Source organism: Rummeliibacillus sp. TYF-LIM-RU47, from assembly GCF_008638315.1.
Taxonomy (GTDB): Bacteria; Bacillota; Bacilli; order Bacillales_A; family Planococcaceae; genus Rummeliibacillus; species Rummeliibacillus stabekisii.
Map to the genome: position 1 here is coordinate 340,703 of NZ_VVIR01000001.1, position 23,226 is coordinate 363,928.

At 39.9% G+C, this 23,226-nt stretch carries 20 protein-coding genes; 10 read left to right on the forward strand and 10 right to left on the reverse strand.

What is annotated here, in order from left to right; translation table 11 throughout:
- Nucleotides 1-90: 90 nt before the first annotated feature.
- Nucleotides 91-678 (reverse strand): TetR/AcrR family transcriptional regulator, encoded by a 588-nt coding sequence (locus F0527_RS01675; protein WP_150283566.1) that lies wholly within the window; start codon nucleotides 676-678, stop codon nucleotides 91-93.
- Nucleotides 679-893: 215 nt separating this feature from the next.
- Here F0527_RS01675 and F0527_RS01680 point away from each other — a divergent pair, with 215 nt between their 5' ends.
- Genes F0527_RS01680 through F0527_RS01695 form a run of 4 tightly spaced genes read left to right on the forward strand, consistent with a single transcriptional unit; the run spans nucleotide 894 to nucleotide 5,690 of the window.
- Nucleotides 894-1,616 (forward strand): aspartate/glutamate racemase family protein, encoded by a 723-nt coding sequence (locus F0527_RS01680; protein WP_150283567.1) that lies wholly within the window; start codon nucleotides 894-896, stop codon nucleotides 1,614-1,616.
- A gap of 48 nt (nucleotides 1,617-1,664) precedes the next feature.
- Nucleotides 1,665-2,984 carry a purine-cytosine permease family protein gene (locus tag F0527_RS01685; protein ID WP_150283568.1) on the forward strand — a complete coding sequence of 440 codons (1,320 nt, stop codon included), beginning with the start codon at nucleotides 1,665-1,667 and terminating at the stop codon, nucleotides 2,982-2,984.
- Nucleotides 2,985-3,015: 31 nt separating this feature from the next.
- On the forward strand, nucleotides 3,016-4,110 hold the full coding sequence (locus tag F0527_RS01690) for an S-methyl thiohydantoin desulfurase family protein (RefSeq protein WP_150283569.1): 1,095 nt from the start codon (nucleotides 3,016-3,018) through the stop codon (nucleotides 4,108-4,110).
- A complete protein-coding gene (locus tag F0527_RS01695) occupies nucleotides 4,110-5,690 on the forward strand; it encodes a hydantoinase/oxoprolinase family protein (protein ID WP_150283570.1) in 1,581 nt (526 codons plus the stop codon). Before F0527_RS01690 ends, F0527_RS01695 begins: the two co-directional genes overlap by 1 nt.
- A 308-nt stretch (nucleotides 5,691-5,998) precedes the next feature.
- Here F0527_RS01695 and F0527_RS01700 read toward each other — a convergent pair whose 3' ends face one another.
- The 8 genes from F0527_RS01700 to F0527_RS01735 all read right to left on the reverse strand — a co-directional run bounded on the left by F0527_RS01700 (nucleotide 5,999) and on the right by F0527_RS01735 (nucleotide 13,776).
- Nucleotides 5,999-7,075, reverse strand: a complete 1,077-nt coding sequence (locus F0527_RS01700; protein WP_150283571.1) for a YkvI family membrane protein — start codon at nucleotides 7,073-7,075, stop codon at nucleotides 5,999-6,001.
- 13 nt (nucleotides 7,076-7,088) lie between these two features.
- Entirely contained in the window at nucleotides 7,089-8,195 is a 1,107-nt protein-coding gene (menC, locus tag F0527_RS01705; RefSeq protein ID WP_150283572.1) for an o-succinylbenzoate synthase, read from the reverse strand.
- A gap of 2 nt (nucleotides 8,196-8,197) precedes the next feature.
- Nucleotides 8,198-9,007 carry a GNAT family N-acetyltransferase gene (locus tag F0527_RS01710; RefSeq protein ID WP_150283573.1) on the reverse strand — a complete coding sequence of 270 codons (810 nt, stop codon included), beginning with the start codon at nucleotides 9,005-9,007 and terminating at the stop codon, nucleotides 8,198-8,200.
- Nucleotides 9,008-10,135, reverse strand: coding sequence for an amidohydrolase (locus F0527_RS01715; protein ID WP_150283574.1), 1,128 nt, complete (start codon nucleotides 10,133-10,135; stop codon nucleotides 9,008-9,010).
- A 3-nt stretch (nucleotides 10,136-10,138) separates the two neighbouring features.
- Nucleotides 10,139-11,008 (reverse strand): MurR/RpiR family transcriptional regulator, encoded by an 870-nt coding sequence (locus F0527_RS01720; protein ID WP_150283575.1) that lies wholly within the window; start codon nucleotides 11,006-11,008, stop codon nucleotides 10,139-10,141.
- A 446-nt stretch (nucleotides 11,009-11,454) separates the two neighbouring features.
- The gene (pcp, locus tag F0527_RS01725; RefSeq protein WP_150283576.1) at nucleotides 11,455-12,102 is read right to left on the reverse strand and encodes a pyroglutamyl-peptidase I; all 648 of its coding nucleotides are present in this window, start codon (nucleotides 12,100-12,102) and stop codon (nucleotides 11,455-11,457) included.
- 13 nt (nucleotides 12,103-12,115) lie between these two features.
- The gene (locus tag F0527_RS01730) at nucleotides 12,116-13,069 is read right to left on the reverse strand and encodes a DUF979 domain-containing protein (RefSeq protein ID WP_147195164.1); all 954 of its coding nucleotides are present in this window, start codon (nucleotides 13,067-13,069) and stop codon (nucleotides 12,116-12,118) included.
- On the reverse strand, nucleotides 13,069-13,776 hold the full coding sequence (locus F0527_RS01735) for a DUF969 domain-containing protein (RefSeq protein WP_147195162.1): 708 nt from the start codon (nucleotides 13,774-13,776) through the stop codon (nucleotides 13,069-13,071). The genes F0527_RS01730 and F0527_RS01735 overlap by 1 nt, the downstream gene beginning before the upstream one ends.
- 265 nt (nucleotides 13,777-14,041) lie before the next feature.
- Between F0527_RS01735 and pxpB the strand changes: the two genes are divergently transcribed.
- From pxpB to F0527_RS01750, 3 genes are read left to right on the forward strand one after another with little or no spacing between them, the layout of a single operon-like run.
- Nucleotides 14,042-14,752: a 5-oxoprolinase subunit PxpB gene (pxpB, locus tag F0527_RS01740; RefSeq protein ID WP_150283577.1), complete on the forward strand. Its 711-nt coding sequence runs from the start codon at nucleotides 14,042-14,044 to the stop codon at nucleotides 14,750-14,752.
- Nucleotides 14,749-15,759 (forward strand): 5-oxoprolinase subunit C family protein, encoded by a 1,011-nt coding sequence (locus F0527_RS01745; protein ID WP_150283578.1) that lies wholly within the window; start codon nucleotides 14,749-14,751, stop codon nucleotides 15,757-15,759. The genes pxpB and F0527_RS01745 overlap by 4 nt, the downstream gene beginning before the upstream one ends.
- Nucleotides 15,760-15,761: 2 nt before the next feature.
- Entirely contained in the window at nucleotides 15,762-16,529 is a 768-nt protein-coding gene (locus F0527_RS01750) for a LamB/YcsF family protein (protein WP_150283579.1), read from the forward strand.
- An 85-nt stretch (nucleotides 16,530-16,614) separates the two neighbouring features.
- Here the strand turns inward: F0527_RS01750 and F0527_RS01755 are convergent, their stop codons facing one another.
- Nucleotides 16,615-17,397, reverse strand: a complete 783-nt coding sequence (locus F0527_RS01755; protein ID WP_190323359.1) for a helix-turn-helix domain-containing protein — start codon at nucleotides 17,395-17,397, stop codon at nucleotides 16,615-16,617.
- Nucleotides 17,398-17,603: 206 nt separating this feature from the next.
- Here F0527_RS01755 and F0527_RS01760 point away from each other — a divergent pair, with 206 nt between their 5' ends.
- The 3 genes from F0527_RS01760 (at nucleotide 17,604) to F0527_RS01770 (ending at nucleotide 23,062) form a co-directional block, all read left to right on the forward strand.
- The gene (locus F0527_RS01760; RefSeq protein WP_150283581.1) at nucleotides 17,604-18,746 is read left to right on the forward strand and encodes a glycerate kinase; all 1,143 of its coding nucleotides are present in this window, start codon (nucleotides 17,604-17,606) and stop codon (nucleotides 18,744-18,746) included.
- A 176-nt stretch (nucleotides 18,747-18,922) separates the two neighbouring features.
- On the forward strand, nucleotides 18,923-21,967 hold the full coding sequence (locus tag F0527_RS01765) for a hybrid sensor histidine kinase/response regulator (protein WP_150283582.1): 3,045 nt from the start codon (nucleotides 18,923-18,925) through the stop codon (nucleotides 21,965-21,967).
- Between the two features lie 15 nt (nucleotides 21,968-21,982).
- Entirely contained in the window at nucleotides 21,983-23,062 is a 1,080-nt protein-coding gene (locus tag F0527_RS01770; RefSeq protein WP_223823571.1) for a response regulator, read from the forward strand.
- Nucleotides 23,063-23,226 lie beyond the last annotated feature (164 nt).

Sequence of the window (23,226 nt, forward strand, 5' to 3'; positions counted from 1 at the left end):
TAGTGAGCAAGGTACAAAGAAAAACCGTGATGTTAACAACACATCACGGCTTTTTTGTGTGATTGAGATGACTATGGATGTTCCTGGGAATCAGTCTTTACGGCTAATTCCCATCCAGTATTCCTCCCAAATAATATCAAGTCGTAGATAGAATTCCTGCTCATCATAATACTGTGACTCTAAGAACAAACCATTCATTAAGCATTGGAAGGCAGTTGTCATATCTTCACTTTTTCCTTCTCTAACCTCTTTGTTCTGTATAGCTTCTTCAAAGACAGCATCAATCGCTTGTCGTTCTATTGCAACAAGTTTTTGGAAGCTTTCTGTGATTTCACTTTGTAAAACTTCAGGCGGGAAGAGCATCAGCCTTCTAAACAATTTCATTTTTCCAGCTTCAGATAAATGATATTCTGCCGCGGTTACTAACATTCCATACAGTTTATTTTTGGCGTATCCATTCTTCAATTGTTCCAGCATATCTTGCAGATGCTTATGATGCTCATCAAGTATCTCTTGATAGATATGCAGTAACACATCTTCCTTTCCCTCAAAGAATGCATAAATAGATGGAGGCTTTATGCCAACTGCATTTGCAATATCCTTTAAAGTTGTTCCTTCATATCCTTTTATGGCAAATAGTTCTGTAGCCGCTTTCATAATGTTAATTTTTGTCGACAATCTGTTTCCTTCTCCCTCTTGATTACCTAACTAATATTAGGTAGTATATATTTTATTAAACTTTATATTATCAGAATATTTCATATTGATTGAATTATTTGTAAGAAAACTGGAATATTCACGCAAAAAGGGGTGGTTTTAAAGTTAATCTAGCATTGCATGAAAAGAATTCTAGCCTTATCACTTTAAGTATAAATGAAAAAGGAGAGCAGACAATGAAAATTAAAGTAATCATGCCTATTATTTCAGATGTATTTTTAGAGGAAACGAAAAAGGAATTTGATTTATATGGTGCGGCTAACACAGAATTTGGGGTTTGCAGTCTAGATTATGGTCCTGCATCAATAGAAAGTGAATATGATGAAGCATTAAGCGTACCGAATTTGCTAGAAAAAGCTAAGGAAGCGGAAGTGGAAGGCTATGATGGGATTATTAGCGATTGTTTCGGAGATCCCGGAGTGAAGCCTGCCAGGGAGATAGTAGATATTCCTGTCGTTGGGCCATGTGAAGCGGGAATGCTATTTGCGAGTTCATTGGCAAAGTCCTTTTCAGTCGTGTCGGTGCTACCGAATGTGGTGCCAATGATTGAGAATATCAGCAAGACCTTAGGTGTACACGGCAATCTAGCATCCACTCGATATATTAATATTCCTGTGTTGGAAGTCCATGAGAAGGAAAGGTTGAAAGCGGCCCTATTCGAAGAAATGGTGCAGGCAATTGAACAAGACGGTGCACATGCAATCGTACTTGGTTGTACAGGCTTTTTGGGCGTAGCAGCAGAGCTGCAAGAGCGTCTTAAAGAAAAAGGCTATGATGTGCCAGTGATTGATCCGGCCTTTGCCGCAACAAAGATGCTCGAAGGTTTGATAGAGATGGGTGTGAAACAAAGTCGTTTGACATATATGACGCCACCTTCAAAACAAAGAGTAAAGATGTAATAGAGTTTAGTTCCTATGAGTTAGAGCTGAGTAGAGGAGAAGAGGCAAATGGAAAATAAACAAAATACAATGGATGATTATTCACTATCTCGCGTACCACAATCAGCACGACAATCATTATGGAATGTATCGATTGTACGTGTTGGATCAATGGCAACGATATCCTCATTTGTGATCGGGGCGGCACTAGGATATGGCATGACCTTTTGGCAAGCTTTTTGGGCAACGATGTTCGGCAGTGTCATTTTAGAAGTAATTAGCCTTCTCCTAGGATATGCAGGGGCACGTGAAGGACTTTCCACGAGTCTATTGTCAAGATGGACGGGCTTTGGCCGTTACGGATCAAGTATTATTGGCGCCGTTATTGCGATTTCAACAATTGGCTGGTTCGGTGTACAGAACTCCGTTTTTGCAGAAGGGCTAGTGCAAGCAAGCCATGGGAAATTAAGTCTTCCTGTTGCGGCTACACTAACGGGACTTGCTGTTACGGTCCTCGTGATTTTTGGATTTAAATTATTAAGCGCGACCGCGACAATCGCTGTACCTGCATTTCTAATCGCTGTAGCCTTTGGGATTTATCAGGTTCTTAAAGATCATTCTATCTTTGAGTTAATGAATACGGCTCCTGCTGGTGAAAAGATGTCTATGGGCGTAGCAGCAACAATGGTCGCCGGAGGATTTATTATCGGAGCAGTCATCACACCGGACTTTAGCCGTTTTGCTAAAAGTGGAAAAGACGTCTTTTGGATGACAATGATTGGGACGGTTATTGGCGAACTTTTTATTAATATGATTGCGGTTTTGATGGCACTTGCTGCTAGAACAAATGACGTGGCGAGCATCATGATGCAAACATCTGGCTGGCTTGGTGCATTAGTAGTCGTTTCATCAACGATTAAGATTAATAATTTGAATTTATATTCTTCATCACTTGGTTTTACAAACATCTTTGATTCAGTATTTAAGGTTAAATTAAATCGAGGAATTGTCACTTTGGTTATTGGGATTATTGGAACGCTGCTTTCCGTTCTAGGCATTCTTGATAAATTCGTGGATTTCCTTGTCTTGTTGGGCGTTCTGATACCGCCGGTTGCCGGTATTATGGTGATTGACTATTTCATATTAAAAACCAATCGTCAGGCACTTGATGAAAGCAGAGAAAAGGGAACACTGCCAGCAGTGGGTGAAAAGCTAAGTCCGATTACACTTATCGCTTGGGCAACGGGTTTTGCGGCAGGTTATTTTGTCACTCTAGGGATTCCTTCTATTAATTCTCTTGTGGTAAGTGGTGTAGTTTATTACATTGGGAAATTAGCTACGAGATCGAGTGCGAATAAACATATTGAAAATGAGAAACAAGTGGCATAATAAAAATTCGGAATATTCAGGAGGCTTTTTAATGAGGAAAATAGGTAAAAAACAAATTGAAGATATTGCAGTTGGCGCAGCAGTGCTAGGAACAGGCGGTGGAGGTGACCCATATATCGGAAAGCTGATGGCACTGCAGGCAATCGAAGAATACGGGGAAGTCACACTTTTAGATGTAGAGGAAGTACCAGACGACGCTTTAGTAGTGCCATCCTCCATGATGGGGGCACCAACAGTGATGCTGGAAAAAGCGCCAAGCGGTGAAGAGCCTATTTTGGCTTTTAAAAACCTTGAAGACTATTTAGGGAAGAAGGTGTATGCCACATTCCCAATAGAAGCAGGCGGTGTCAATTCTATGATTCCATTTGCGCTTGCTGCCAAACTAGGCATTCCTGTCATAGACGCAGATGGAATGGGTCGAGCATTCCCTGAATTACAAATGGTCACTTTTTATCTAGATGGAATATCTGCTACACCTGCCATACTCGCTGATGAAAAAGGTAATACAACTTTGTTATCTACAGTGGATAATGTGTGGACAGAAAGAATTGCTCGTGCTGTTACTATCCAAATGGGCGGATCCGCTATGACTGCGATGTATTCAATGACTGGCAAGAATCTACGCGACAGTGGCGTGAAAAATATTTTAAAACTGGAAGAGGAAATCGGTAGAACGATTAGGCTCGCTAAAGAAAAGAATGTAAACCCAATCCAAGAATTATTGAAGCAGATCGATGGTTATGAATTGTTCAACGGCAAAGTTAGCGATATCAATCGCAAAACAGAATCAGGTTTTGCAAAGGGTATCGCAACATTCGAAGGGCTTCATTCATATAAAGGGGAAACACTGCAGCTTCATTTCCAAAATGAACATCTTCTTGCCAAGACAGACAATCGCTTACTTTGTGTTACCCCGGATTTGATTGCGGTGCTAGATGCAGAAACAGGGCTACCTATCACAACGGAAGGTATTAGATATGGATCAAGATGTATCGTCATTGGTATACCATGCCACCCGAAGTGGAGAACGGAAGAAGGAATTAAGGCTGTCGGTCCAAGATACTTTGGATACGATGTGGACTATGTGCCTGTAGAAAATCTTGCGAAAAAAGGAGTGCTATCATAATGAGTATTTATCGTATAGGAATTGACGTAGGCGGAACCCACACAGATGCCGTTTTGCTAGACCAAAATAATACTGTATTGTCAGAGACAAAATCCCCTACAACTGAAGATGTGGCAACAGGCATTTATAATGCAATGCACCAAATTATTACGCAAGCAAACGTACCTCGTGAGGAAATTAAATATGCAATGCTTGGCACCACTCATTGCACAAATGCCATAGTAGAAAGAAAAAGGTTAAATAAAGTAGCTGCGATCCGAATCGGAGCCCCTGCAACTTTATCAGTAAAGCCACTGATTGGTGTTCCTGATGACCTTCGGGAAGTACTAGGGAAACATGTTTATCTCGTGCGTGGAGGTCATGAATTTGATGGTAGGGAAATCGTTCCGTTAGATGAAGATCATTTATATCAAATAGCTGAGGAGATTAAGGGAAAGGTAGATTCAATTGCGATTACATCAGTGTTCTCGCCCGTATCCAAATCGCATGAAGAAAGAGCAAGCGAGATACTTCGAGAAGTACTGGGCGATCATATTCCTTTATCACTATCCTCTGAAATTGGTTCAGTAGGACTGTTAGAAAGAGAAAATGCAACGATTCTGAATGCATCCGTTGTGAATGTGGCAAAAACAGCAGCCGACGGATTTATTAACGCACTGAAAAGCGAAGGAATAGATGCGAAAGTATTTTTCGGACAAAATGACGGGACACTAATGTCTATTGAATATACAGTCAAGTACCCTATATTTACTGTAGCGTGCGGTCCGACCAACTCATTGCGCGGGGCTTCTTATTTAAGTGAACTCACTGATGCAATTGTCGTAGATGTTGGGGGCACAACATCCGATGTGGGTGTTTTAGTACAATCCTTCCCGCGAGAATCGTCTCTAGCAGTTGAAATTGGTGGCGCTAGAACCAACTTCCGTATGCCTGACCTTGTGTCGATAGGACTTGGAGGAGGGACGGTGATTCGTACCAAAGACGATAGTGATTTCACGATTGGACCGGATAGCGTTGGGTACAAATTACAGGAAAAGAGCCTTGTCTTTGGAGGAGATATTTTAACGGCTACAGATGTTGCTGTAGCTCTAGGCAAAGTAGAGATCGGTGATTCTGCTAAGGTAGCACATTTAGATAAGGAATTGTTGAATAGAATGTACACGAAGATGGTGTCACTTGTAGAAGAAGCCATCGATAAAATGAAAACGAGCGCAGACCCAGTACCTGTAATTCTTGTAGGAGGAGGTAGCGTATTGTTGCCGGAACAACTGGAAGGTGCTTCAGAGGTAATCCGTCCGGAGCATTCAGGTGTTGCTAACGCAATCGGTTCAGCTATCTCACAAGTAAGCGGCCAAATCGAAAAGATTTATTCTTTAGATGAAATAGGAAGAGAAAAGGCATTAGAGCACGCAAAACTACAGGCTAAAACGGAAGCAATCAATGCGGGTGCAGCCGAGGAAAGCTTGGTCATCGTAGATGTGGAGGATGTTCCACTTGCCTATATCCCGGGAAATGCAACACGTATTCGCGTAAAAGCTGCCGGTGATTTGGCACAATTTGAAATAAAAGAATTGGTGTGATTTTAAAGTTCAATTTATAATTTACCAATTGATCAATAGATGTTCCATCTCCTTAGGGGGATGGAATATCTTTGTTTTTAATGATGAGCATCATTGTAATTGTGTGACAAGGAGATTGAAGCTAAGCCCGCGGAAAGCGCCGTCTGGAACGGAACACAAACTAACTTTTATATGTCAGTTCAATAGAAGAAAAACAAATGAAAAAGCCTGACTCATTATAATTTCACATGGGTTCAGGCTTTCATTAGGATGTTTTATTATTGAAAAATTCAGTCTCTTTTATGTGCAATTTGGTTATTGAACATTTTCTACAAAGGTTCTGGCGCATTCGCTGTTTTTTGTCTCTTTGCTTTTCGAGCCCACGAAAGGATAATAGCTATGATTAAGGCGAGCCCTAGGTAGCCCATAGTAGAGTAGACCTTTCCGACAAGGGTGGTGAAACCGACAAGGCTTGCGCCGAATCCAAGTAAACCAATCATAACAATGGCTGGCTTGAAGTGTTTTTTTTCAGGTTGTACGAAACGAACGGTGAAAGCATAGAACATGCCGACCGCCGTGTTATACATCATGCCAAGCAGGGCAATTCCCATTAGCACTCCAACACTGGGATGGATTTGGGCAGCTAATTCAAGTGTTGGCATGTCAACACCTTTGATAACATCGATCTTTACAAACATCGCAATATTGATAAGGATAATTAAGGCACCCAACATAATCCCGCCATATATCCCGCCCATACCTGCGACTTTGCGGTCTTTAATCGTTCCGCCCATCACAATCAACAAGGCGGCACCAGCAGCGATATTATAGGAAACATAAAGCAGTGCACCCAGCACCCAATTAGAGGCAGCGGAACCTTGCTCTTTAGCGATTGTGTTGGCATCAGCTATGGAGAGATCCATCGTAAAAATAGAATAGATTAATATAATGAAAATAATCGCCATTAAATAGGGAGTGATTACAGCGATCAAATTGATGATATTCTTTATATTTAGCAATAATGTTAGGATGGTGGCAGCGACCATAATCAAACTGCCTATTAATGGAGGAATGCCGAACATTTGATGGAATGTTGATCCAGAACCGGCAAACATCACAACCGCTACACCGAACAAAAAGAATGTAATTAAGACATCTAGAATAAATCCGATATACCGCCCGCCAATATGATAAATCACTTCTTTATGTGAAGAAGTTTGTAAATCTGAGCCAAGCTGAGCCAACATATAGCCTAGAAATGTAAAGGCGATAGTTGCAAGAATTCCACCGACGGTTCCCCAAAGGCCAAAGCTTGTAAAGTACTGCATGATTTCCTGGCCGGAAGCAAATCCGGCTCCTACAATCAATCCAACGAAAGCGGCGCCAATCTGTAAACTTTTCCTCATACATTTCCCTCCATTATTTGTAATGTTTTTTGGCGACAGTAAAGGATTCCACAGCCTCACAGTCAATTTCATATCCTATTCCGGCCGCCTGCGGTACGTTGATGTAGCCATTTTCGGATACGACTTCAGGCTTGATAATATCCTTATCCCAATATCTATTTGAGCTTGCTGTATCTCCCGGTAAAGTAAAATTCGATAATGTTGTTAAAGCCACATTATGTGCACGCCCGATACCTGATTCGAGCATGCCGCCACACCACACGGGAATGTCGTTTGCTTCACAGTAATCGTGGATTTTCTTGGCTTCAGTTAATCCACCGACACGACCGATTTTAATATTAATAATTTTTGTACTCCCAAGCTCTACAGCCTTTCGTGCATCTTCAAGCGAGTGGATGCTTTCATCTAAGCAAATCGGCGTTTCTAGCATTTTTTGCAGCTGTGCGTGGTCAATAATATCATCTGATGCTAAAGGCTGTTCAATCATAGTGAGGTTGAACGCATCTAGCTGTTTTAACAATTCTGCGTCTTCTAACCTGTAGGCAGAATTGGCATCTGCCATCATGGCAACATCGGGGAAAGTGTTTCGTAATATGCGCATGACCTCCACATCCCAGCCTGGCTTAATTTTCACTTTAATCCGTTTGTAGCCTTCTTTGACGTAGCCATCGACTAATTCAACTAGCTCTTCAATGGATTGTTGAATGCCAATACTAATCCCGACTTCAATTTTATCTCTTGTACCGCCGAGTGCAGAGGCAAGAGATTGATTTGTTTGCTGTGCATAAATATCCCACACGGCTCCTTCAATAGTGGACTTAGCCATATTATTTTTCCGAATAGGTGCAAATAACTCACTAACTTCATCCGGGTGGTGGATTTCCTTGTTTAAAAGCACTGGGATTAAAAAGTCCTCCAGCATGTGCCAGTTGGTCTGCAAAGTCTCTTCGTTATACCAAGGCGAGTGGAAGGCGACTGATTCACCCCAGCCAATCGTTCTATCTTGGTCCTGCGCTTCAAGCACGAGAAAATCTCTATCTGTAAATGTTCCAAAACTTGTAGTGAAAGGATCCTTTAATTTCATTTTTAGTTGACGGATCGTGATATTTACAATTTTCATAGTTACTCTCCTCCAAATTCTAATGTTTCTGTTTTCACAAAAATATAGTCATTATGCGTTTCATACGATTGCAAACGTACAGCAGCATAGCCTGCTTTAAATAGGCGTAGAAATATCTTACGTGTTTGCAAGCGCCAATCAATTGCGAGTATTTGACTTTGCGCTTTGAGGAATTGAAAATCTTTCGGTACTGCAATGGAATAGGCAGGTTTATTTAATTCTTGCTCTGGGCTTGCAATAAAAACGGGTAGCCGGTCTTCATTCAGAGAAATAGTGTTCAAGGCTTTGACTACTTCTATTTGAGGCTGTTGTTTTTCAATCACATATGGACTAGTCAAATGCCAATGCACTTCAAACCGGTCTGATGGTAAACCTTGATTAAATTTATTCTGCATTTTTCCATAGCAATCTTCGAAGTAGGTGTTACATATGCCGTTTAGTTTCGTTAGGTTTAGGGATGCATTGCGGGTTTCAAGTGGATCATATGTCCATTTCATGATGTGGAAGCCCTTTGCAATGGCCATTTCACGCTGTGCAAGTTTTAACTTTTCACCAATACCTTGTGAACGGTAATTCTCATCAATCCCGAGCATATGAGAGCATAAATAGCTTTTTCCATTATCAAAACCAGGAAATCCATAGCTGAAGCCAACTAAATCGACTCCATCGAATGCTCCAACTATAATGCCACCATTTTTTACAGCTGTTAAGGTTTGATGAGTCGGTATGGGATCCATATCCCATACTTTTTGTTCAAGCTCTTGAATCTGTTCCATCTCTGCAATGGTCTTCAATTCTCGAATATTCATCATCTAATCGCTTCTTTCTATTTGATGTAGGGCTAGTATTAAGGCTCTTGCAATAATTTCAACACCTGTTGGGAGCCGCTCCTGATTAAAAGTCATATTTGGGTGATGTAATCCGGGTGTAACCCCACATCCAAGCCCAAGCATGGTTGTTTTCAAATGGGGGCGTGTATAGGCATAAAAGTGAAAATCCTCACCACCTGGTGTCACAATCTCAGGCGCTAAATGATCTTCACCAACCACATCGAGGATGGCCTGCTTCATTATGTTTTTCGCGCTATCATCCACTTGTGCTGCTGCAATATGCGCATCTATCTTGTAAGTGATGACTGCGCCAAATAATGTGCTGACGGCTTCCACTACCTTGTCAAAGCCTCTTGTTAATTCATCCATCGATTCATTATTTTGAGCCCGTGCATCAATGCTGAATGTGGCACTCCCAGGAATGATGTTAGTAGATGAACCACCTGCCTGAAGCTGTGTCATCTTAATAGAAGCTGATTGTTCGGGGCTAATCCAAATCCTTTTTAACCCATCGATCATGGCAGCCGCCACTTCAATGGCATTCACTCCTTTCTCAGGACGTGCTCCGTGTGCTTCAAGTCCTTGGATGGTTCCGGTAAATAGTTTTGCCGCTCCGTGATAGAGTGCTGGTGAATAGGTTCCGTCATGTAACTCGTATAGCGGTCTTACATGGGTGCCGAACAAATAGGTCAGGGAATCTACAATTCCTAATTCGGCGAGTGCCTTTGCTCCTTGCGCTTTTTCTTCAGCCGGCTGAAAAAGAATTCGAATGGCGCCTGGCAGGGAAGGGGCCATTTCTTTCAGGAGCAGCACTACCCCTAAGGCCACGGTCATATGTCCGTCGTGTCCACAAGAGTGATTTGCTTTGAATTCACCGTCTACTTCTTGCCATAGTGCATCCATGTCTGTGCGGAAACCAACTTTTGGAATGCCTTCTCCAATATCAACATATAAACCCGTCATATTTTTAAAAAGATGTGGCTTCAAACCCTCTTGACGAAGGAATTCTGCAATAAAAGACGTTGTTTCTACTTCATTCCAGCTAGTCTCAGGGGAATGATGTAGATGTTCGAAAATCGTTTGTAGTCTTTCGGTAAATGGTTGATTCATCAGTTAAAACCACCGATCTGCAATAAAGCTATTTTTATAATCATCGTATCTTACTCGCTGATCCTGATAATATTGCGGATCAAGAGTCATCATACCTGTCACGATAACATTTAAAAATGATATAAGAGATGGCATGAGATCAATCGTCGACAGTTCAGGCTGTTCGAGAATAAAGGAATATGAGCTGTGTTTATGGATAGGGGCTAATTTCGAATCTGTAATAGCTATGACCGTAACCCCTTGGTTGTGAAGAGTTTCTGCAATTTGAATGGGTTCCTTAAAATACCGATGCAATGAAATGACTACGACAACCGAATCCTCATCTATTTCCTGCATTGTCCGAAAGAGATCCGCCGAGTCCGTTTGAATCAGCTTCACGTTCGGCCGAAGGATATTTAACGTAAAGTGCAGCCATCTTGCCCCAAACTCTGATGCACCTCCACCCAAAATATATAGATTTTTTGCTTTATGTAGTCGTTCGGTTGCCTCATTAAAATGTTCTTTATTAATTTGCTTGGCAATCCCGCTGATTTTTGTACTGTCTTTGTTCATGCCTTTTTCTACTAGACATTGGTCATTGTAGAGCTCCATTTTCGAAGAAACATAGTAACCAAGTGTACTAACAGCGGTATTGTTAAAAACATGTAAGGTAATTTTCTTTTGTAGTTCTGTATAGCCTTCAAGCCCAAGCGCAAAGCAGAAGCGAATAACTGTCGTTTCACTTGTTCCCGCCTTTTCACCAACCTCAGTAGCTGAGTGAACACTCACAAATTTGGGATGCCGTAAGACAAAGTTTGCTATCTTTTGTTGAGCTTTTGAGAGATCATGGAATTGCATCTCAATCAATTCTTTGATACTTCGTTCTTTTTCCAAGAGAAGTCTCTCCTTTTTATTGTATGTTTTGAAGTTTCAACTTCATACGAGGATAGCATAAATTAATTCATAAAACAATGAATATTCAGAAATATTTTATGAGATTTAATGATTGAAGATGGATAAAAAAGGATAAGGTTAAAGTTGATTAGACCAGAGGAGAGAATAGTGAAGCATACCTTGAAAGTGACATTATACTAAAAGCCTATTTAAGGGTCAGTAGTCTACTACATAATTATGAAGGCCAAAAATAATATATGTGTTTATGAAGTGGGACAGCGGAGACTCCTTAGGGATTAGCGAGACAGGTAAGACCCCACAGGAAGCGCAGCTGAAGAGGAAGCTTACCGCTCGCCCCTAGGAATGCGCAACTGTCCCACTTCAATTTAATATGAATTAATAAAAACATTAAAATTACACATGTTCAATACCTCAATACAAATCTATCAGCAAATAGTACCGCCAACTTCGCGAATATCTTCATGATCATGTGCAGCCGCAACTGCTGATAGTTTAATGCCTTCTACGATGGTATCAAGACTTAAGCTTGGTTGGTTGTTAGAGACGGCTTGCTCAGGGATGAAAGGAATGTGGATAAACCCTCCACGAATATGCGGCGCCTGATTAGCCAAATAATGCATGACGCCATAGAATAAATGGTTGCAGACAAATGTACCGGCAGTATGAGAGACCGCTGCTGGAATCCCGGCTTCTCTCATATCATGCACCATTCTCTTCACTGGCAGAGTGGACCAGTAGGCAGCCGGACCGTCTGCTGCAATCGGTTCATCAATGGGTTGATTCTTCTTGTTATCAGGGATACGCGCATCATCAATATTAATAGCAATCCGTTCAGGTGTAATTTGAGTGCGTCCACCAGCTTGTCCAACAAGAATTACCACATCGGGCTGGTGCTTTTCAATGGATTCCGTTACAACATTAATTGACTCATGAAAGACAGTAGGAACTTCTTGCGTAATGATGGTTACATCATCAATTTTTTGGCCTTCTAACTTTTTCACAGCTTCTAAAGCGGGGTTGACAGTATCACTACCAAACGGGTCAAACCCGGTAATCAGTACTTTTTTCTCCATTAGAACATTCCTCCTATTTAATTAGAAAATACATAAGAACGATATTGAAAGCTAATGCACATAATGCTGTGGGAATTTGGACTCGAATAACATGATTCTTATCCTTTAAATCTAGTAGAGCTGCAGGCACAATATTAAAGTTTGCAGCCATTGGTGTCATCAATGTGCCACAATAGCCGGCAAACATTGAAATAGCCGCTATTTGATTCGGATTTGCGCCGAATTGTTTGATCAATAACGGAATGGCAATGCCAGCTGCCATCACAGGGAACGCTGCAAATGCATTTCCCATAATCATCGTAAAGACAGCCATGCCGATACAGAACGCAAATACTACCCAGAATAAAGATGTCTCTGGTATAACTTTTGTGACCATATCTGAAACGACTTTGCCCACACCGGCAGAAGTGAAAATGGTTCCAAGAGTAGCTAATAGCTGAGGGAGTACAACTGCCCAGCCGATTGCTTCTAATAGTCTTCGTGACTCTTTAATGGTGGTTTTGGGTGTACTTTTTGTCAGAGCTACTGCTGCGAGGATTGCGATTAAACATGCAATGCCCAGTGATACAAGTGTAGGGTTAGCTGGATCTAATAATTGCAAGGAGCCAATTTTTACATTAACAAATAACTTAGAGCCTATAACCGTGATAATCGGTATTAATAAGGCAGGCAGGAATAACATATTTCCAAGTTTCTTCCGGCGTTCTTCACGTTGTCCTTCTGTGGCCTCTTCATATGAACCTTTCTTTAAACCGCCCAAGCCGACAATTAGCACCATAAGGATAACCATGATTCCTATGTAAAACGGCGGTATGACTTTGCCGAATAGTAGTGTAAGAGAATAAAGAAGATAGAATAAACCGGAGGAAATTCGTCGTGGGTTTGCTTTATCTAAAAAAGTATAGATGGAGCAACAAAACCCAATAATACCCATTATGATATAAATAAATTCAACTGAAAAAACCATTAGCTCACATCCTTTTTACTGATCGGTGGAGTGTTCTCTGTCTTGCCTCTTAGTTTCCGATCTAGCTTTTTATCGAAGAAATATAGTCTTATTGAGTGAACGATGAACACGAAAATAGCGGTCGGGATACCCCAAAGTGCCATCGATATAGGATCAGCTTCAATCCCGTTTTGATCAAAGAAGCCTTTCATCAGTAAAATAGCACCGACAGCTACGAAAATATCTTCTCCAAAAAAGAGTCCGATATTATCTGCTGCAGCAGCATGCGCTCGAATTTCTTCTTTTTCTTTTTCAGGCACTTCTCCGTATTTTGCTTCTGCTGCTCCTTCTGCCATAGGGGCGATAAGCGGTCTAACAGTTTGTGGATGCCCGCCAATGCTATTTAATCCAAGAGCGGCACCGATTTCGCGAATCAGCAAATAAATCGTAAGGATACGTCCTGCTGTAGCGGCTTTTATTTTTGAAACAAGATGTCCCGCCTGATTTTGTAAACCGCTTCTTTCTAACAGCCCAATGACGGGAAGTGTAACAATCAAAATGGACATATAACGATTTGTTGTAAAGGCTTCTCCAAATTGAGTAATGATCTCTTTTATAGGCATACCTGCAATTAAACCAGTTACTAAACCGGCGACAGTTACTACTACAAGAGAATTCAGCCTTAATGCAAATCCGATGATAATTAATGCAACGCCAATTAAAACCATATAAACTCTTCTTTCTCTTAGGAATTTTTTGAATATAAAAATACTAACAGATATAAAATAGGCTGAAAAGGGCTTGAGAAGTTTAATTTTAAAATAGTATTAATTATCTATAAATTAAATATAAATAGAAATATTAATAAATAAATAAAGACTTTATTCTATTTTAAATTGTTTAAATCTTTAAAATAAAATATACTATAATAGTATATTGATATTTATATTAGAAAAGCTATTAAATTAATGACTTTGCAAGGGGGGGAGTTAGATGGATTATACCTTGTCTCCAATGGGAGAAAGTGCAATCATCATCGAATTGGGAAATGAACTAAATTTATCGACGCATCAAAAGGTACAAGCCATTTCATCTTTTTTAGAGAATCATTCATTCCATTGGCTAATCGAATACATACCTGCATTTTCTACAGTAACTATTTTTTATAATCCGTTAAAAATAATGAATAATTTAAAAGGAGAGCTCCCATACCAATTTGTTTGCAATGAATTACATGAGGCATTATCAGACTTACCTGTGGACCAGCATACGGAAACGAGAATTGTGGAGATTCCGGTATGCTATGGGGAGCAATTTGGCCCGGATTTAGAATCTGTTGCCAAGTTGAACGGCTTAACGGCAGATGAGGTAGTTCAAATTCATTCTTCTGCAGAATACACTGTCTATATGATTGGGTTCGCGCCGGGATTCCCGTATCTTGGTGGTATGTCGGAAAAGATTGCAGCGCCCCGATTGCCATCTCCAAGGCTGAAAATTCCTGAAAGGACAGTTGGGATAGCTGGCAAACAAACTGGAATTTATCCGATTTCAACACCTGGTGGCTGGAATTTAATTGGACGGACACCAGTAGAGCTATTTCAACCAAATGCCGAAACGCCAAGTTTGTTGCGAGCTGGAGATAAAATTCGTTTCAAACCGATTAGCTATCAAGAGTACATAGAGTGGGGAGGGCAAGAAGGATGATCACCATAAAAAAACCTGGACTCCTCACAACAATTCAAGACCTAGGTCGGTATGGCTTCCAAAAATACGGGGTAGTTGTGGGGGGAGCAATGGATACCGTTGCACACCGGATTGCGAATTTGTTAGTGGGAAATGAAGAAAATGCTCCGACATTAGAAATAACACTTATGGGTCCTCATATAGAATTTCATGAAGATACACTTCTATCAATTTGCGGTGGTGATTTATCTCCTTCAATTAATGGAGAGGCAGTTTCAATGTGGAAAACCATTTATGTGAAAAAAGGAAGCGAGCTTCGATTTGGTGCGGCGAAGACTGGATGCAGAGTGAATTTGGGGATTGCGGGCGGATTGGCTGTACCCTCGGTTATGGGGAGCAAGTCAACATACCTCAAGGCTGGAATTGGTGGGTTTAATGGAGGAGCTATAAAACAGGGAGATAAAATTTCAACCGATTCAATTAGTGGAGTAGCGCAGCACATGATGGGTCAACTGAAAAAAGACATGAAAAATCAAACATTCGTAGAAGCTGAATGGTCCATTGCATCTGAGCTCATCCCTGCTTTTAAAAATGACCAAGTGATTCGTGTGATGAAGGGGCCTCACTACTCACTTTTTTCAACTTCAAGCCAAAATGCTTTTTTCTCCTCGCGTTTTGATGTTTCTACACAATCGGACCGTATGGGTTACCGATTAGAAGGAGTTCCATTGTCGTTAGCGCAACCGATTGACATGTTATCAGAGGCGGTAAGCTTTGGGACAATCCAAGTACCTTCAGATGGAAATCCGATTATTTTGCTTGCCGATCGCCAAACAACAGGTGGCTATCCAAAGATTGGGCAAGTTGCTGCTGTTGATTTGCCATTATTAGCTCAAGCGAAGCCAGGTGATACCATCCGTTTTACAGAAATTACACATGAAGAGGCCCAGATATTACTTTTACAAAAGGAAAGAAAAATACAATTACTAAAAAAAGCGATAGAATTGAAACTAAACGAGGGGGAATAAACATGCTTAAAGTTGATTTGAATTGTGATATGGGAGAGAGCTTTGGCACTTATAAAATGGGAAGAGATGAAGAAATTCTGGATTTCATCACTTCAGCTAATATTGCTTGCGGCTTTCATGCAGGAGACCCTGCGACCATGAGGAAAACGGTCCGTATGGCAATAGACAAAAATGTTGGTATTGGCGTACATCCAGGATTGCAAGATTTAGTCGGCTTTGGCAGAAGAAATATGCAAATTTCTCCGCAGGAAGCATATGACCTTGTTGTCTATCAAATAGGAGCAATTTATGCTTTTGCTAAATCAGAAGGCGGACAAATTCAACACGTGAAACCCCACGGTGCTTTATACAATATGGCAGCAAAAAATTCAACACTCGCGATGGCGATTGCAGAAGCCGTCTACAAAGTGGATCCAAGCATTATTTTATTTGGTTTAGCAGGAAGCGAGCTAGTCAAAGCAGGTGAAAAAATTGGCTTGCACACAGCAAATGAAGTATTTGCTGACAGAACATATCAAAGTGATGGCTCACTAACACCAAGAACTGAACCGCAGGCTCTCATTACGGACCGCGAAACAGCTGTGAAAGGCGTGATCCGCATGGTAAAGGAAGGGACTGTAGCGTCACTTCAAGGTATAGACGTCCCTATCCAAGCAGATACCATTTGTATTCATGGCGATGGAGAGAATGCACTGGACTTTGCTAGTTATATTTCTAGTAGCCTGCGGGAAGCTGGGATTGAAGTAACGAAGATTGCAAGCTTTAAGTGAATAACGCCTTGATAGTTGTGCTAAAAAAATTACATATATTCTTGAATGACAGAGGCATGGATTGTGACAACCTAATGAGCACCTACTACGCATCACTTCTTCTTGCCTCTTCCAAATAAAATTCCATCACATCTACGATAAATCGATTCAGTTTTCTATCTAGCTTTTTGTACATATAGCCAAAGGGATTGCGAATAAACTGCTTTTTGGTCTGTTGAATGGTTTCTTTGAAGGCCGTAAAACTAATATCTTCGAGTTGTTGTTTGCGAGATTGATATATTTCCCATTCCAGCAACGGCTTTAGTTGCTTGTACACCACATCTACAAACCTCTTTGTCTCTGATGTATTACCTGTGGTAGAAGCTAGATAATGAAAGATTCGATTACGTATGGATGTATTGAGCATCGGGTACGTATGTTTACCGTATTGATGTTTAGGATTAGAAGATAAAGATGGTTCCTGTTTGATTGTTTCAATTTCCGCCTTACTCTCAGAAGGGGTTTCAGCTTCCTCTTGATGTGCCAAAATCGATGTGTCATGGTAGGGTAAAATAGAAAAGATGTTGGCGCCTTTGATGCCATTCATCTTTTTTGTTTGGATGCGTTGGATAATTTGAAATTCTTCTAGGCGTTTAAGCGTACGGAAAACAGTTCTTACAGAAATGCTTAAAGCTGCTGCAATTGTTTGTGCTTTTAGGTGGCAGGCCCCCGGGTAATCCAATGCATGTGAAGCCATTTTATAAAGAATTGCCTTGTCTGATGGAGTCAAATTGTAGTAATGCTTGTGGATATGTTGTTCTACTACTTCGTCCATTTCTTGTACAGTTGTAAATGTGGCATAAGGTGCCAAATAATCAAATCGTGCCATTGTATTCTCCCTCTTTCCGCTTTTACATATTAAATAGAAGAAAGTGTGGAAAAGAGGACAACAAGAGAAAAAATTTTTTCGCTTTATGTGAATGATGATATCAGTCATGCTAAATAAATATATGTCTTCAATCTTCTTTCAGGTTGAAGGCTTTTTTATAAAGTAAATTTTTTCAGGGTGAATTTCATGCAGAGGAGGTAGAGCAAATGAAAATACTATTGGCGCCAGATTCATTCAAAGGTAGTTTAACAGCAATAGAAGCAGCGAATGCTATGAAAGAAGGAATACTGGAAGTTGACTCGAATATTAAAACAATTCTGTTGCCGGTGGCAGATGGCGGAGAAGGCACGATGCAAAGTTTATGTGATGCAACGAATGGCAAACTTATCCGCGTACTTGTAGAAGATCCGCTAGGGAAAAACGTCCAGGCAGCATATGGAGTGCTTGGTGATGGAGAGACATGTGTAATTGAAATAGCTGAAGCTTCAGGGCTTACTCGTTTAAATAAAGAGGCAATAAATCCGATAATGGCGTCTTCATATGGGACCGGACAATTGATCCAGCATGCATTAAATGCAGGGTATCGTAAATTTATCATTGGATTAGGCGGGAGTGCGACGAATGATGGGGGAGCAGGCTTGCTGCAGGCTCTTGGCATTCGTTTATTAAATGATGAAGGAGCAGACCTGAAAAAAGGTGGAGGAGCATTAGCTGATATAGCCTCCATAGATATGAATGGTTGGGATGCTCGCATTGCAGAATCTGAATTTATCATAGCATGTGATGTGAAAAATCCATTCATCGGTCCTAATGGAGCTTCAGTTATTTTTGGACCACAAAAAGGTGCTTCTGCTGAAGAGGTTGTTTTATTGGATTCTAGTTTAAAACGTTTTGCGGATGTGATTGAAAGAGAGATTGGCATTGCGTTACACGAGAAAGAAGGAGCAGGAGCCGCGGGAGGTGCTGGAGGAGCATTTCTAGCTTTTTTTGATGGACAAATGAGACAAGGTATTCAAGTAGTATTAGAAGCTGTTGATTTTGCTCACCATGTATCAGAAGCCGATCTTGTTTTAACTGGAGAAGGGAAAACAGACCTACAGACATTATCAGGAAAGGCGCCCATGGGAATCGCACAAGCAGCCAAAAAAGCAGGCAAACCCACTATTTTAATTTCTGGAACGATTGATGAGGATTGCCGATGTAGTCTTACACCCTATTTTACTGAAATCTATTCGGTTGTAGAAGAGAGCGTCTCAACGGAAAAGGCAATGGATGCAGCCTTTGTATTTTTGAAGGAGAAGACAAAAGAAGTGATGGCACGATTCGTATATAAAGAAAAAGGAAAGTAGTTCAACCCAGTGCTAGAGGGATATAGCTAATTGCATTGTAAATATTATTGAAAACGCTGAACTGGGAAGAATCAGCGTTTTTTTATTTCAATAATTTTCACTAAAAAATATCATTGTAAAGAATGTTCCATTCAGTGTACATTTAATGTGTAGAAATTGGAAAGAGAGGTTGAATAGTGAAAAGAATTATATTTATAGTGCTATCTATCATTGTTTTTATTACTACATTAGTCGGTATTAATCATTCATTTCACACATCAAATAAAACCCCTTTTCCAGTTGATAATGGAGTACTCTCACTAACAAATTGGAACACGAAAAGCGATCCTATTATTATGCTTAATGGAAATTGGGAGTTTTACCCGAACGAGTTGATTGAACCAAGGGCTAACAGGGATGTATTTAAAAGACACCAACAAATACAAAAACAAATTGCAGTTCCAGGTGATTGGAAGAAGGCTTTTTCAAATAAAACAAGCAATGGTTTTGGTACATATCGGTTAACTATTAAGGTTCCTACTGATGGAAGTTACGGAATACAAGCGAATTCTATCCGAAATTCAAGCAAAATTTATATTAATGGAGTGGAAGCAGGAGGAGCTGGGCAACCAGCAGAGCAAAAAGAAAATTTTATTTATAGTAATCAAAATTATACGGTCTTTGGTAAAAGTAGAAATAAGCAACTTGAAATCGTAGTTCAGGCAGCCAACTATACTTATCATACTGGTGGCATAGTTCATCCGCTCACTTTTGGAAGGAGCAAGGACGTTACAGCAAAGCAAGAATTAAGTGAATTAATAGAAGTAGGCATTATTACGGGTTTTATACTGATTGGTCTCATTCACTTTTTTACTTTTTTGCAGAGAAGAAGATATGTTGATGAATTATACTTTGCATTATTTTGTATCGTGTTGGGCATCTATAATTCAATGCTTAATAGCTATGTATTTTTCACTGTTTTCCCTTCTTTCACAGCGCATGAACAATCGCGCCTGCAGCTATCTGCTATCCATCTAGTCGTATTGTTTTTCTTGCTGTTCGTGTCCCGATTGTTTATAGAGCATACAAAGAGAAAAGTATCTATATTTTTAAGTATCTTACTGTGTGTCCAGCTCATAATCGTCAACACCTATAATCCATTAAGCTTCATCATTCCATCTATTTCACTATACGTTCGTCAAATAATGCTAGTAGCCATATTAGCTATCTGCTTTATCTATATTCTTCAAGTATTACTGAAAGCTTTCCTAGGAAAGAAAGAAGGATCGGAGTATTTATTGCTTACGATGACAACTTTCATGTGTTACGGATTGGTATTAGGGCTTAATTTCCTGTTTGAAATTGAAGCGAAAAGCATGCTGCCACTCTTAGGCTTACTGATGATTTTTAGCTTGTCGCTGCTTTTAAGTTACCGGTATCAAACAGCATATAAACGAATACAAAACCTCTCGGAAGAACTTCTGGTGCAGCATAGATTAAAGGATGAATTTTTAGTTCGTACATCGAGTGAATTGAGTACACCTATCGATACGATATTAAACAAATCCTTGGCACTTATGGAAGGAATTGATGGGCCTTTGAAGCGCTCGCAGCATGAAAAGGCTATTGCAATATATAATGAAGGAAAGCGAGTAGCGAGCCTAGTTGAGGACTTATTATTTGTTTCTAATTCAAAAAATAAAGATATTCTTACTAATCCACGCGCAGTTGATTTAAAAGTGGCAGAAGAAGTAATCGCTGAAATTCAATATATGTATGCACAGAAGATGAATGTAAAACTAATAAACCATATTAGGCATGATCTGCCCCTCATTTTTATAGATGAACAAAAGCTGAAACAAGTGCTAACTATTTTATTATCGAATGCCATTCATGCAACGAATCAAGGGACGATTACAATTGATGCAAAAGTAGTTCAAGAAGAGATGGAAATTTCCGTAACTGATTCAGGTATAGGGATTGCAAACGAGCATATAGAACTGATTTTTACGCCCTTTTACCAAATAGATAACCATACCAATGATCAAGAAGGCCTTGGCATAGGGTTAAGTATTGCGAAAAACACCATTGAACTTGCTGGAGGCAAAATAAGGGTGATCTCTGAAGTAGGAAAGGGTTCTTGTTTTACATTTACAGTTCCTCTATTGTCTAATGCAGTACTAGATATACAGACGGAGCAGTTAGATCCTGCAAGAGGAGAACAGCTTTACGCAGCTACCCTTCTTTCAGAAAATAGCGATAATTATCTCTACACTATATTAGTAGTAGATGGAGAATTAGGACAACGCAGGATAATTCAACAGATGGTTCAAGCGTTGCAATATAAAATCCTAAGTGCAAACAACGGTGAGGAAGCGCTAAATATCATTAAAAGGGAATCAATTGATTTGATTATCACGGATACATTGTTAATGGATATGTCAGGTTATGAATTGTGCCAATCTGTACGAGAAGAATATGGACCAATAGAACTGCCGGTCATCTTATTACAATCCGCTAAACACACATCGAATTTAGTATTATCTTTTCAGGTGGGTGCAAATGGTTACCTTCAAAAGCCTATTCAAAAAGAGGAGTTAAAGGCTCGAATCGAATCACTCCTACGTATGAAAAAATCAGCTCAAGATGCTTTACATGATGAACTGAGCTTCCATTATGCTCAAATTAAACCGCATTTCTTATATAACTCACTTAATACGATTATTGGTTTAAGCTATACAGATGAAGAAAAAACACGCGAGGCACTGCAGCATCTGGCAGTCTATTTCCGTGCGAAATTGGATTATCGGAGGCCAGAAGCTCTTGTCTCATTGGAAGATGAGATAGAACTTGTGGAGTCTTATTTGGCCATTGAAAAAATGCGTTTTGGCAGCAGGCTGAACGTTATCTTTGATATTGATGAAACAATTGATCAAACTATTCCTTCTATGACTATACAGCCGCTTGTGGAAAATGCAGTGCAGCATGGCATATCGAAAAATAAAAATGGTGGGACCTTGCTTTTGTCTATTCAGGAAGAGGCAGGATATATTCATATCACCATACAAGACGATGGAGTGGGAATGCCATTGGAAAAACAAAGGGAGCTTTTAGAAGGGCGAAGTAATCGTCTTGGTTTCACGAATCCGTTAAAGAAGTTAAAACTTATAAAAGGAACGGTTTTCCAATTAGAGAGTAAAAAAGGTAAAGGTACAAAAGTAACTATACAATTACCGAGGTGATAAACGGTGAGAGTCATGTTAATCGATGATGAAGAGATCGCATTGAACGTAACTGAAATGATGCTGAAAGAGTTTGATGATGTGAATGTAGTCGGGAGTTTTATGGATCCCTATGCGGCTCTAAAGATAATGGAAACATCACACGTAGATGTTGTTTTCTTAGATATTGAAATGGGTGATGTGCATGGGATCCATTTTGCCTCATTAATCACAAAGAAATTCAGTCATGTCCAAATTATAATGGTAACAGCCCATCCCCAATATGCCCTTGAGGCATTTGATGTAGATGCGGTTGACTATCTATTAAAGCCCATCAATAAGAAACGCCTGCAAAAGGCTATAGAGAAAGCCCGTCGTTCAATCGGGAAATCGGATGCGAATACAATGGAGGATACGGTCTCTTTCTATGCAGAAACTCTTGGGGGCTTTAATTTAGTAGATAACAAACAGAATCCATTGAAATGGCGTACCAAAAAGGTGAAAGAACTTTTCCTCTTTTTGTGGATGCGAAAGGGAATTCCTGTCCATAAAGCCATCGTAATGGAGAAATTATGGCCTGACACAAACCAGGAAAAGAAAATAAGTCTCCTTCATACAACAGTTTATCAGCTGCGAAAAAAGTTCAAAGAAAAAGGAGTGGAAAATGCCATTTCCTTTAATAATAATCACTATACTTTGAATGTATCGGTACGTAGTGATATCAAAGAGATAGAGAAAATCACCCAAGCTCAACAGCTATCGCCAACTGATACCGAAAAACTCCTACTACTCTATAAAGGTGATTTTTTAGAAGAGGAAGACTTTATATGGTCACTATCATTGCAGCATCAGGTAAGGCAGTCTGTATTACGTTATTTGGAAAGGTGTATATCTGTTTATAAAGATAGCGCATTGGTTGAAAGTTGTTTAAAGAAAATGCTAGATATCGATTGTTACCAAGAAGAATATATGTATAAATTGCTAGTATTCTACAAGCAAACGAAAAATGTGAGCGAAATGAAAACATATTATAAAAACATAGAAAGCCGATTAGAGGAAGAATTGGGAATTGAGGTCCCATTGAAAATCAAAGAGCTCTATCAGCAAACTATTTAGCATAAAAAAAAACACTTACTACTATTAATAAGGTAGTAAGTGTTTTTTTGTTCAGAATTTGTTCAGTGGCGAAAAGGTATTGTGGATAAGGTATTTCTGAGACGAATAATTCATCCATAGAGATTTTGCAAACTATTATGCCTAACTTAGCAATACCGACGTAT